Origin of the sequence: Undibacterium sp. Di24W (genome assembly GCF_049340325.1) — a bacterium.
In the GTDB taxonomy this organism is placed as follows: domain Bacteria; phylum Pseudomonadota; class Gammaproteobacteria; order Burkholderiales; family Burkholderiaceae_D; genus Undibacterium.
The window spans coordinates 80301-92406 of sequence record NZ_JBMPOP010000008.1; the positions used below are offsets into that span (position 1 = coordinate 80301).

Consider the following 12106-nt stretch of genomic DNA (forward strand, 5'->3'; position numbering starts at 1 on the left):
CGTGAGATCTCTTTATGACTTCAACAAACGCAGAGAATGACGTAAAAACCGACAGCAAGGAGCTAAGAAAAGTCATCCTCGGTTCCTCTTTAGGAACCGCATTTGAATGGTATGACTTCTTTGTATTTGCCACCTTAGCCACCACCATGGGGCCGCTGTTTTTTTCAAGTGCATTGGGGGAAACGGCCACTTTTCTTGCGAGTATTGCGACCTATGGTGCAGGATTAATTTTACGTCCATTTGGTTCACTGATCTTTGGCCGTATGGGGGACGTGATAGGTCGCAAACAAACCTTTATGTTAACCATGGGACTAATGGGTCTATCGACCGCGGCGATTGGTCTACTTCCTACCTATGCAGATATTGGAATTGCTGCCCCAATTTTGTTGGTCACGCTGCGTTGTTTACAAGGTCTAGCTCTGGGTGGCGAATATGGAGGTGCCGCGACCTATGTCGCAGAGCACGCAAAAACCGGAAGCCGCGGCTACGCGACAAGTTGGATACAAATCTGTGCCACACTTGGATTCTTATTGTCGCTCATGGTGGTCTTGCTCTGTCAGACCTTTATCAGCCCAGCCGAATTTAAAATCTGGGGATGGCGCATTCCATTTTTGATTTCCATTGTCTTATTCGGCGTATCCCTCTACGTTCGATCCCGCTTAAGTGAGTCACCGATTTTTCTTGAGATGAAAGCAGCGGGGAAACTGACCTCGAGACCGATGCGTGAGAGTTTTTTAGAATGGTCGAATCTAAAAATTGTATTGTCATCCCTTTTTGGTGCTGTCGCAGGGGTTGGAATCATCTGGTACACGGGCCAGTTCTACGCCTTGTTTTTCCTGACCAAGACTTTAAAAGTTGATCCTCCACTAGCCTTCATCTTGATTGGCATCGCCCTTACCTTGGCAATTCCATGTTATCAGCTCGCCGGCAAACTTTCTGATCGCTTCGGGCGAAAACGCATCATGATGATCGCCTTTATATTGGCCATATTCACTTACATCCCAATATTCAAAGCACTGACGCATTATGCTAATCCCGGCTTAGAGCAAGCGATCACGCAGTCACCTGTGACCATTTTTTCCGATCGATGTGCCGTTCCACTTTTTTCCGCGCCACTGACCCCGTGCGAAAAATTGCGAGATTTTTTTAATGCCTCGGGTATCCCACACACACTACAAATCGTTCCTGATAACAAATTAGCAGTGCAAATTGGAGCCATTCATATTGAGGGTGGTGATCTTAAACAAATCAAGACCGCACTAAGAACTGCTAGCTACCCAGAGAAAGCAGACAGTAATGCGATCAATCGACCGATGGTGGTGTTACTACTGTTTATTCTTGTCTTCTATGTGTGCTTGGCTTACGGTCCTATTGCGACCTATCTAGTCGAGCTTTTTCCAACCAGAATCCGCTACTCCAGTATTTCCATGCCCTATCACATCGGGACTGGGTACTTCGGTGGCTTCATGCTGTATTTTTCTACTTTGATTTCAACCAGCACCGGCGACATTTATTCTGGCTTGTATTATCCCATCGCTATAGCGGCAATGTCCCTGATCATAGGTACTTACTTATTGCCAGAAACCAAAGATAAAGAAATCAATTTCTAAAGTCTTCAACGTTCCCTTATGTATATATTCGTCCTTAACGTTTATAAGGCAGCCTAGCACCTCACAATCGAGGAAGCGAAGCAAGAATTTGTGTCGGTCTTTGCCTCTCCCCTGATATAGAGTGAACAAATCACCAGCACCTCGGCGGTAGGACTTTATGCGAAGTCTATGACTAATATACGACTTGGCGAGAAATAGCATTCAACACGAGATTACTTTATTAAATTTCCTGACCAAGGCTTACTTATAAACCTGGATAGCATGAAGATTGGATCACGCATCTGGTGCGAACATCTGAGGCTTCGTGACTTATCGCGCTCAGACTCCCAACTGCGATCTGAGTATCAGCAGTGAAAATTGCGCTTAGCTACCCAGGACGCTGATGATAAGCCTGCTTATACTGAGGCAAAAGCACCGTTCAATCAACAGTCACTGAAGGGGAACTGAGGAGCTTGAATGCCGAACGAAACTATGTGCAGATAACAAAGTAATGTGTGATAAAAATAAAATCCTAAACCGCTTGATTCTATATTTCGACGAATATAGAATAATGGAAATTTAAGAATAAAATAGAAATCATCGCTTATGGAAACCAAATCTGCTATCACCGCCCTCGCCGCCCTTGCTCAAGAATCCCGTCTAGCGATCTTTCGTTTGTTGGTTGCCGTCGGCCCTGAGGGTTTGGCTGCTAGCAAGATTGCTGAACGACTCGAAGTCCCGTCTTCTTCGCTGTCATTTCATTTAAAAGAGTTGTCGCACGCAGGCTTAATCATGTCGCGGCAGGATGGGCGTTTTGTTATTTACTCAGCCGACTTTACGGTTATGAATGACCTCCTAGCGTTTCTCACTGAGAGCTGCTGTGGCGGAAATCCATGCTCATCGACGACGGTGTCTAATTGTAAGGTCGCTCGTTAAGGAATACTGTTTGCAAGCATTAAAACATATTTGAGACAGACAAAGCCCTAGAAAAACTTTCCTTTCATCTTAAAGCGAGATCGCAATGACTGATAAAACTTTTAACGTACTCTTTTTATGCACTGGCAACTCAGCGCGCAGCATTATGGCTGAAGCACTCATTACGACTATGGGCCATGGTCGCTTCAAGGGGTTTTCTGCTGGCAGCTTTCCTGGTGGCGTAGTGAATCCTTTTGCGATTGAGCAAATTCAACATACTGATTATCCAGTTGATGGTTTACGTAGCAAAAGCTGGGATGAATTTGCAGCACCGGATGCGCCACAAATGGATTTCATTATCACCGTGTGCGATGACGCTGCGGGAGAAGTGTGCCCGATCTGGCCCGGACATCCATTGGCTGCACACTGGGGCTTTGAAGACCCCGCAGCGCTGGCTGGTAGCGATGAAGAAAAGCGTGCTTTATTTCATAAAGTCTTCCGCCAAATTATGGCGAGGATCAGCATTTTTGTGAGCTTACCATTAGCGATGCTGGAAAAAAATGCAATCCATCATGAGATGAAAAAAATCGGAGAGTCTCAGGTATGAAAGCTGGCGACTCCATATTGAAGAAACTCGTCGCAGAATTTCTCGGCACGGCATTTTTACTAGCAATCGTAGTAGGTTCAGGCATCATGGCGCAAAACCTCGCTAGTGGGAATATCGCCATTGCTTTGTTAGCAAATGCGATAGCGACAGGAGCGGGCTTGATCGCTTTGATTTTAATGTTTGGAAATGTATCAGGCGCGCATTTTAATCCTGTGGTTACTTTGTCTGAAGCTTGGCAAAAAAATCTACCTGCAAAGCTCATTTTTCCTTATATCGTCGCGCAGATAATCGGTGCTTTTGCCGGTGTCGCTGCAGCGCATGGCATGTTTGATTTGCCCGTTTTTCTTGCGTCCACCCATGTGCGTACTGGCGTATCTCAATGGTGGAGTGAATTCATTGCGACCTTTGGTTTGATCGCCGTCATCATCAGCACTTCACGCACGCGTCCAGCAACCACGCCTTTTGCAGTAGCAGCCTATATCACGGCGGCGTATTGGTTCACATCGTCAACTTCATTTGCCAATCCCGCAGTGAGTTTGGCGCGTGCGATGACAGACACCTTTGCTGGCATACGTCCTATCGATGCGCCGGGATTTATTTTGGCGCAGTTAGTAGGTGCTGCTTGTGCGACTGTCCTATTCAACTGGCTATATCCGAAATCTTCTTCTCATTAATCATTCACCGAGACTAACTCACCATGAACGTTTTATTTCTCTGCACAGGCAATTCTTGCCGCTCAATTTTAGGTGAAGCGACATTCAATCATCTAGCACCTGCGGGTTGGCGCGCGATGAGCGCAGGTAGCAAACCAACTGGACAAGTTCATCCACGTTCGCTGGCTCTATTGGCGCGCGAAGGCATCAACACTGAAGGCTATTTCAGCAAATCTTGGGACAATTTGCCAGCGACACCCGACATTGTGATTACCGTTTGTGCGAGTGCGGCAGGAGAAACTTGTCCTGCTTACTTAGGCCCTGTGTTACGCACACATTGGGGTGTAGAAGATCCTGCGCATGCGACGGGTACCGATGCCGAAATCGATGCGAGTTTTATGCAGGCCTATCGCATTTTGCGCGCTCGGATCGAAGCCTTTTTTGCATTGCCACTCGAAACCTTGCAAGAGGATAAAACTTCCTTGAAAGCAGAGATGGATAAGATCGCCAATATCATGGCTTAACACGACTTAATTGAGCAGCTATGCGCTAGCGCAAAGTGCTGCCCGCCTTATGTGTTGTAATGTCAGTTCAGACGGCAGCAATTGATAGAAATTGGAAGTACGATATGAAAACCCTACAAATTTTTGACCCCGCCATGTGTTGCAATACGGGTGTGTGTGGTGTCGAAGCGGATCAACAGTTGGTCAGTTTTGCGGTCGATGTCGATTGGGCGAAAAAGCAAGGTGCCGAGATCGAACGATACAATCTGGCGCAGCAGCCTATGGCTTTTGTTGAAAACGCCGTGGTCAAAATTTTTTTAGAACGTTCAGGTCCGGAAGGTTTGCCTTTGATTCTGCTCGATGGTGAAATCGCACTCACGAGTCGCTATCCGCGCCGTGCTGAGTTAGCACGCTGGTTTGGCCTAAGCATTTTGCCAGTTGCTGCGAGCGCGCCAAATTCTACGCCTTGTTGTGGTGAAGGTCAGAGCTGCTGATTGTGATTCTTGACCTACCGACCTGATGCATCTTTTGCTACTGGAGCACCTTGTGAAATTTCTTGAACAAACCCCTGCGTTTCTATTTTTCACAGGTAAAGGTGGCGTCGGTAAAACTTCGCTCGCATGTGCAACAGCGATCTATCTCGCCGATCTTGGCAAGCGTGTGCTTTTGGTCAGCACCGATCCAGCGTCAAATGTTGGGCAAGTATTTGGCATCACGATAGGCAATCACATCACGCCGGTCAGTGCGGTGGCGAATCTCTCTGCCTTAGAAATTGATCCACAAGCAGCGGCACAAATTTACCGCGACAAAATCGTCGGCCCAGTACGTGGGGTCTTGCCGGATGCGGTGGTCAATAGCATAGAAGAACAGTTGTCTGGCGCTTGTACGGCTGAGATAGCTGCCTTTGACGAATTCACGGGCCTGCTCACGAATCAAAGCTTAATCAGCCAATTTGATCACATCATTTTTGATACGGCACCGACCGGTCACACCATACGCATGTTGCAATTACCCGGTGCTTGGTCCGACTTTTTAGAAGAAGGCAAAGGCGATGCCTCGTGCTTGGGTCCTTTGGCTGGATTAGAAAAACAACGCGAGCAATATCATGCTGCGGTCGACGCCTTAGCTGACCCAAAACGTACCCGCATGGTTTTGGTCGCGCGTGCACAAACAGCCGCTCTGCGCGAAGCAGCACGCACCCATGAAGAATTGGCGGCAATCGGTTTTCAACATCAGTACTTAGTCATCAATGGCGTCATGCCTGAAGTGGAAGCGGTGCACGACAAATTAGCCGCAGCTATTATGCAGCGTGAGAAAACAAGCTTAAGCGCGATGCCGGCGGTGTTGGTGGATGCGCCAACTGACCACATTCCCTTGCTAGGCTTTAACTTAGTCGGTTTGCCCGCCCTGCGTGCTCTGCTGAGCAAATTACCAGCTGTTATACCGACGAACGAGATCACTACCACCCCAGATCTCCCCGATTTATCGACTCTAATCGACGACCTGGCTGCCGATGGGCATGGCTTGATTATGACCATGGGCAAAGGTGGTGTAGGCAAAACCACGGTGGCAGCAGCACTCGCAGTCGAGTTGGCACGCCGAGGTCATGCGGTACATTTAACGACCTCCGATCCAGCAGCACACGTCTTAGCTGCGCTGGGTGGCGAAGTGGAGCAGTTGAGCGTCAGTCGTATCGATCCGCAAGCTGCGACTGAAGCCTATCGAGCGCAAGTAATGGCAAACAAGGGCAAACATTTGGATGATGCGGGTCGTGCTTTATTGGAAGAAGATTTGCGCTCTCCTTGCACCGAAGAGATTGCCGTGTTTCAGGCATTCTCGCGTGTGATCCGTGAGGCAGGCAAAAAATTTGTCGTGATGGATACCGCACCGACCGGACATACGCTGCTTTTGCTAGATGCGACGGGTGCGTACCACAGAGAAATCGCCCGTCAGATGGAAAGCACGGGGATGCGTTTTAATACGCCCATGATGCAACTACAAGATCCTAAACAGACCAAGATACTCATCGTCACGCTGGCTGAAACCACGCCAGTACTTGAAGCTGCTGGTTTACAAAATGATTTGCGTCGAGCAGGAATCGAGCCATGGGCTTGGGTCATCAATAATAGTTTAGCCTTAGCGCATCCAAGTTCGCCACTATTGCAACAACGTGCGCACAACGAATTGGCACAAATTCAGGCGGTGTCAGAACAGTATGCATCACGCTGGGCCGTGATTGCTATACAAGAGCAAGAGCCGGTCGGAGTTGTGCGTTTGCAGGCCTTATTAAAAAACACTGTAACGGCCTAGTAATAGCCAATTTTTCGCTTTCGGGTAAGTGCGGTTACTGCCCGATCGAACATGCAAGAGAAAGTATTTTTTACCGATACGCGCCACTGATAAGAATCGTTCTCCCGGCAAATTCCATTAGTGGCATCTAATCGAGCGATAAGTAATAACCCACCAATTTTGAACGAAAAAAAAGCCGACACGAAGTCGGCTTTTTTGTAAAACACCAAGCCGTTTCAAGCTTGGCGAAATTCAATTATGGGGATGCAAATCGAGGCGCAAAGCGCAGCAATACTGAAGTATTGCGAGCATTTGCAACGAAGATATGCGCCCCAGAATTGGATTTCCTTACATGTTCTCGATCATTACATCACCAAAACCAGAGCAAGACACTTGTGTAGCGCCTTCCATCAAGCGGGCGAAGTCATAAGTGACTTTCTTGGCAGTGATCGCACGTTCTGTCGCAGAGATCAACAGATCCGCCGCTTCCAACCAACCCATGTGACGCAACATCATTTCTGCGGACAAGATCAAAGAACCTGGGTTCACATAATCTTTACCAGCATATTTTGGCGCTGTACCGTGAGTCGCTTCAAACATGGCGATAGAGTTAGACAAGTTCGCACCTGGAGCGATACCGATACCACCAACTTGCGCAGCCAATGCATCAGAGATGTAATCGCCATTCAAGTTCAATGTCGCGATAACACTGTACTCTGCTGGACGCAACAAGATTTGCTGCAAGAACGCATCAGCGATGGAATCTTTAACAATGATGTCTTTACCAGTTTTTGGATTCTTGAATTTGCACCATGGGCCGCCGTCGATCAATTCTGCGCCGAATTCTTTTTGTGCCAATGCGTATGCCCAATCACGGAAGCCACCTTCGGTGTACTTCATGATATTACCTTTGTGAACGATAGTCACAGATGGCTTGTCATTGTCGATTGCGTATTGGATTGCCTTGCGTACCAAACGCTCTGTACCTTCGATAGATACTGGTTTTACGCCGATGCCAGAAGTTTCTGGGAAACGGATTTTTTTCACGCCCATTTCGTCTTGCAAGAACTTGATCAGTTTTTTGACTTGATCAGAGCCTTGTGCGAATTCGATACCGGCATAGATATCTTCGGAGTTTTCACGGAAGATGACCATGTCGGTTTTTTCTGGCTCACGCACTGGTGAAGGCACGCCTTTGAAATAACGCACTGGACGCAAGCAAACGTACAAATCCAACTCTTGACGCAAAGCCACGTTCAAAGAACGGATGCCGCCACCAACTGGCGTTGTCAAAGGACCTTTGATAGAAACGACGTAATCTTTCAACGCGCCTAAAGTCTCTTCTGGCAACCAGACGTCTGGGCCATATACTTTCGTGGATTTTTCACCCGCGTAGATTTCCATCCAACTGATCTTGCGCTTGCCGCCGTACGCTTTTGCTACCGCCGCATCAACAACCTTGATCATGACCGGGCTGATATCAACACCAGTACCGTCACCCTCGATGTAAGGGATAATTGGATTTTCAGGAACATTCAATGAGAAGTCTGCATTGACGGTAATTTTTTGACCTTCTGCAGGCACTTTAATATGTTGATACATCGTTTTCTCCGTGGATACGTGCGATCAAGCGCTACACTAGCATTCTGTAAATTATAGAATCGCGCTTTACTGTTAACATGTCTCGATGTCAGATATAGAATTCGCGCCATAACAACATCCATCACGCAAACTCTTATATAAGACAGAAGACCACCATTTCGTATTATGCACTACTATTTTACTTGATGCCATAATTTTGCGACACTCGCGATTCCACTTTTCAAGCGCTTTTAGCGCGCATTTTTACCGAATTACCGATTAGATCAATGAAACTTATCTTATTTAACAAGCCCTTCGACGTGATGTGTCAATTTTCATCACATCCGACTCGCGACACATTAGCAAATTACATCAAAACGCCGAATGTTTATCCAGCGGGTCGACTTGATGCAGACAGCGAAGGTTTGGTATTACTGACGGATGACGGAAAATTACAGCATAAGATCAGTCACCCCGATTGGAAAGAAGCTAAAACCTATCTAGTGCAAGTGGAAGGTGATGCGACGCCCGGACAACTTGTTCGCTTAGCTCAGCCGCTTGATTTGGGTGATTTCACAACACTACCCTGTAAGGCTGTACGAATCGCCGAACCAGAATGGATCTGGCCGCGCAATCCACCGATCCGTGAGCGAACAAACATTCCAACTAGCTGGCTTTGCATCATTTTGTCAGAGGGGAAAAATCGTCAAGTCAGACGCATGACAGCCGCGGTCGGCCTACCAACCTTGCGTTTGATTCGTAGCGGCATCGGCGAATATAGTCTTGCCAGCCATCCATTATTGCCGGGCGAAGCAATGGAAATCGTTGCTTAGAACCTGATCACAATTAAATTGAACGATTTTTTATGAGGATAGTCAGACTACAAGCTATTTTTGCCATATATCAAAATTATCCATGCTGAAAACTACTCACAAAAATTTGCTTGTATTGATTTGCTCAATCCTATGCACCCATGCCGCGACAACTAAAGCTGAAACCATGACGGTGTCAGCAGCAGAATCCACCTTAAAGCGCCAGCAATTCCAGTTTGGCATACACAAATTAGATGCAGAATTGGCACGCACTGCAGAAGAACGTCAGCGAGGCTTGATGTTTCGCGAATCACTTGCTGAAAACCAAGGCATGATGTTTCAGTTCTCCCAGGCGGATCACTACTGCATGTGGATGAAAAATACCTTAATACCGCTATCGATTGCCTTTATCGATGAACAAGGCAAGATTATCAATATTGAAGAAATGCAAGCAAATAGTGAACAAACCACTTGTGCGAAGAACAAAGCACGATATGCTTTGGAAATGAATGCAGGCTGGTATAGCCAACGTCAGATCAAGGCCGGACAGCAAGTGGAAGGATTACCATTAAAAGATAACCAACAATAAAAAACCACCGCTGCAATCGTGCCGTCTCATACAGAATCTAATGCTGCAAAAAAGACAAAAACCGCAATAAAAATTGCGGTTTTTATGTCGTAGTCTGACTACAAAGTAGACAGCTTATTTACTACAATTGCGCTAACGATGTCAGCACAAGGCAAAAACAATTAAGCCAATGCTTTCAATGCAGAAGCTAAACGGCTCTTGTGGCGAGCTGCTTTGTTTTTGTGAATGATTTTTTTGTCAGCAATACGATCGATCGTAGAAACAGAGTTCTGAAAGATCACTGCAGCAGCAGCTTTGTCACCAGCTTCGATTGCCTTACGAACAGCTTTGATCGCTGTACGCAAAGTCGAACGCTGACTAGAGTTGTGTGCATTTTGTTTAACTGCTTGACGAGCACGTTTGCGTGCTTGTGCGGTATTTGCCATGAGATTTCCTAAACGTAGTGGGTGGGCAGCTTCAAAATGCGAACTTACTTTTTGCAAAGTTACTCACATGGCCGCGCCGCAAAATTCTGTACAGCTTCGCAGTATAACTGGTTTTAAAACCATGCGCAAGCCGCTTCTCGCTTTTATTGCTAGCAAGTCACACAGCACTGCAAAATAGACAATAAACCGAGGCGTACTACCAGCAAACCACCCTCTCTGAAGCATTACAATAAGTACTTAAACCTAACGCGTCCAAGCTTACAATGAGAGGCATCATGTCCATAGCTAGCATCACACTTACTGGTCAGCACGCCAGACTTACTCCGCTCTCGCAAGATCACTTGAACGACTTGCAAGCCGCTGCTAGCGATGGAAGACTGTGGGAACTATTCTTCACTTCAGTACCTTCACCAGAAAACTTGATGACTTGGTTCAAGGTCGCTACCGAGCAACACGAAAAGGGCCTAGCCCTTCCTTTCACAGTATTTGATCAGGTTCAAAACAAAGTGATCGGTGCGACACGCTACTGCAATATTGACAGTGCTAACAAACGCTTGGAAATTGGATACACATGGTACGCACAATCATATCAACGTAGCGCCATCAACACAGAATGCAAACTTTTATTGTTAACACATGCCTTCGAAGTACTCGAGTGCAATGCAGTGGAATTTCGCACAGACTGGTTTAATCAACGCTCGCAGAAAGCCATAGAACGACTGGGCGCCAAACGCGATGGCGTACTGCGAAGTCATATGATTTTGCCAGACGGTCGGGTGCGCGACACCGTGGTTTACAGCATACTTAAGCATGAATGGGCAGGCGTCAAAGCGAACCTGGCATTCAAGTTCAAACGCCCATCTACAGCAACTTCAACTTAAGAGAATCACATCGTGTTAATCGACTTTTTCTTCACACTCAAAGATGCCAAACTTCCGGTGTCGATTAAAGAATTTTTGACTTTGCTAGAAGCCATGCAACAAGGCGTAGTCGGCACGTCGGTCGACGAATTCTATTTTCTGTCGCGCACTATCTTGGTGAAGGATGAAGCGAATTACGACAAGTTTGACCGCGCTTTCGGTCTGTATTTCAAAGGAATCAATACGATTTTTGAGAAGCATCCTGACATTCCGCTCGATTGGCTCAAGAAACGCTTAGGGCGTGAACTGACGGATGAACAACGGGCAGCATTGGAAAAATTTGGCTACGACAAGCTGATGGACAGACTCAAACAATTACTCGAAGAACAAAAAGAGCGGCACGAAGGCGGCAATCGTTGGATCGGGACCGGCGGCACTTCGCCTTTCGGCAATGGTGGCGATAATCCCGAAGGGATACGCATCGGCGGCAAAAGCGAACGTCGTTCAGCGGTCAAAGTCTGGGAAGCACGTGCGTTTAAAGACTACGACACCGAACGTGAGCTCGGCACGCGCAATATCAAAGTTGCTCTGCGCCGCCTGCGTCGGTTTGCGCGGCAAGGAGCAGAAGAGGAATTAGCGCTCGATGCGACGATCAAAGCCACCGCGAACAATGCGGGCTACCTCGATATCAAAATGCAGCCCGAACGCAAAAACAATATCAAGGTATTGATGCTGTTCGATGTCGGCGGCACCATGGATGATCACATCGCGCAGATTGAGGAGTTGTTTTCTGCAGCGAAAACCGAATTCAAGAATATGGAGTTCTATTACTTCCACAATTGCGTCTACGACTATCTATGGAAAAATAATCACCGGCGTCATTCAGAAAAATTCCCAACTTGGGACGTACTACGCAAATTCACACCCGATACCAAGTTAATTTTTGTCGGCGACGCTACGATGAGTCCGTATGAGATCCTCCAACCCGGTGGCTCTGTCGAATACAACAATGAAGAAGCTGGCGCAACCTGGATACAACGTTTTACTGCGCACTTCCCCAAATATTTGTGGCTCAATCCAGAACCTGAAGGCATTTGGCAATATCGACAATCGATCGATATCATGCGCAAGTTACTAAGCAATCGTATGTTTCCGATTACCTTATCTGGGCTGGAACAGGGAATGCGCCTATTGAGTAAGTAGATAAGAAAGTTTTTTTGTTAATTTGGATTATTTTTGCTGCTGGCGCAATCTAGATCCAAATTAGACGAGTGCAGTTATCG

The 12106-nt window shown here is 46.9% G+C and carries 13 protein-coding genes; 11 read left to right on the plus strand and 2 right to left on the minus strand.

The window, feature by feature from the left end:
* Positions 1–14: 14 nt before the first annotated feature.
* From ACO0KZ_RS16955 to arsA, 7 genes are all read left to right on the plus strand, one after another.
* Complete coding sequence (locus tag ACO0KZ_RS16955) at positions 15–1610, plus strand: MFS transporter (protein WP_422997368.1); 1596 nt, start codon at positions 15–17, stop codon at positions 1608–1610.
* A gap of 585 nt (positions 1611–2195) precedes the next feature.
* Positions 2196–2525: an ArsR/SmtB family transcription factor gene (locus ACO0KZ_RS16960; RefSeq protein WP_422997370.1), complete on the plus strand. Its 330-nt coding sequence runs from the start codon at positions 2196–2198 to the stop codon at positions 2523–2525.
* 85 nt (positions 2526–2610) lie between these two features.
* Positions 2611–3111: an arsenate reductase ArsC gene (locus ACO0KZ_RS16965; RefSeq protein ID WP_422997372.1), complete on the plus strand. Its 501-nt coding sequence runs from the start codon at positions 2611–2613 to the stop codon at positions 3109–3111.
* Positions 3108–3785 carry an MIP/aquaporin family protein gene (locus tag ACO0KZ_RS16970; RefSeq protein ID WP_422997374.1) on the plus strand — a complete coding sequence of 226 codons (678 nt, stop codon included), beginning with the start codon at positions 3108–3110 and terminating at the stop codon, positions 3783–3785. The genes ACO0KZ_RS16965 and ACO0KZ_RS16970 overlap by 4 nt, the downstream gene beginning before the upstream one ends.
* A gap of 23 nt (positions 3786–3808) precedes the next feature.
* Positions 3809–4288 carry an arsenate reductase ArsC gene (locus ACO0KZ_RS16975; protein WP_422997376.1) on the plus strand — a complete coding sequence of 160 codons (480 nt, stop codon included), beginning with the start codon at positions 3809–3811 and terminating at the stop codon, positions 4286–4288.
* A 104-nt stretch (positions 4289–4392) separates the two neighbouring features.
* Entirely contained in the window at positions 4393–4761 is a 369-nt protein-coding gene (arsD, locus tag ACO0KZ_RS16980) for an arsenite efflux transporter metallochaperone ArsD (protein WP_422997378.1), read from the plus strand.
* 52 nt (positions 4762–4813) lie between these two features.
* Positions 4814–6577 (plus strand): arsenical pump-driving ATPase, encoded by a 1764-nt coding sequence (arsA, locus tag ACO0KZ_RS16985; RefSeq protein WP_422997380.1) that lies wholly within the window; start codon positions 4814–4816, stop codon positions 6575–6577.
* A gap of 327 nt (positions 6578–6904) precedes the next feature.
* Here the strand turns inward: arsA and icd are convergent, their stop codons facing one another.
* Positions 6905–8158: an NADP-dependent isocitrate dehydrogenase gene (gene icd, locus ACO0KZ_RS16990; protein ID WP_186924168.1), complete on the minus strand. Its 1254-nt coding sequence runs from the start codon at positions 8156–8158 to the stop codon at positions 6905–6907.
* 266 nt (positions 8159–8424) lie between these two features.
* Here icd and ACO0KZ_RS16995 point away from each other — a divergent pair, with 266 nt between their 5' ends.
* Together ACO0KZ_RS16995 and ACO0KZ_RS17000 are read left to right on the plus strand one after the other, a co-directional pair.
* Positions 8425–8970 carry a pseudouridine synthase gene (locus ACO0KZ_RS16995; RefSeq protein WP_422997383.1) on the plus strand — a complete coding sequence of 182 codons (546 nt, stop codon included), beginning with the start codon at positions 8425–8427 and terminating at the stop codon, positions 8968–8970.
* A gap of 82 nt (positions 8971–9052) precedes the next feature.
* The gene (locus ACO0KZ_RS17000; RefSeq protein WP_422997385.1) at positions 9053–9538 is read left to right on the plus strand and encodes a DUF192 domain-containing protein; all 486 of its coding nucleotides are present in this window, start codon (positions 9053–9055) and stop codon (positions 9536–9538) included.
* A 161-nt stretch (positions 9539–9699) separates the two neighbouring features.
* Here ACO0KZ_RS17000 and rpsT read toward each other — a convergent pair whose 3' ends face one another.
* Entirely contained in the window at positions 9700–9963 is a 264-nt protein-coding gene (gene rpsT / locus ACO0KZ_RS17005; protein ID WP_186890178.1) for a 30S ribosomal protein S20, read from the minus strand.
* Positions 9964–10238: 275 nt separating this feature from the next.
* Here rpsT and ACO0KZ_RS17010 point away from each other — a divergent pair, with 275 nt between their 5' ends.
* Positions 10239–10844 (plus strand): GNAT family N-acetyltransferase, encoded by a 606-nt coding sequence (locus ACO0KZ_RS17010; RefSeq protein ID WP_422997387.1) that lies wholly within the window; start codon positions 10239–10241, stop codon positions 10842–10844.
* A gap of 12 nt (positions 10845–10856) precedes the next feature.
* Positions 10857–12026, plus strand: a complete 1170-nt coding sequence (locus tag ACO0KZ_RS17015) for a vWA domain-containing protein (RefSeq protein WP_422997389.1) — start codon at positions 10857–10859, stop codon at positions 12024–12026.
* The last annotated feature ends 80 nt before the right edge of the window (positions 12027–12106 follow it).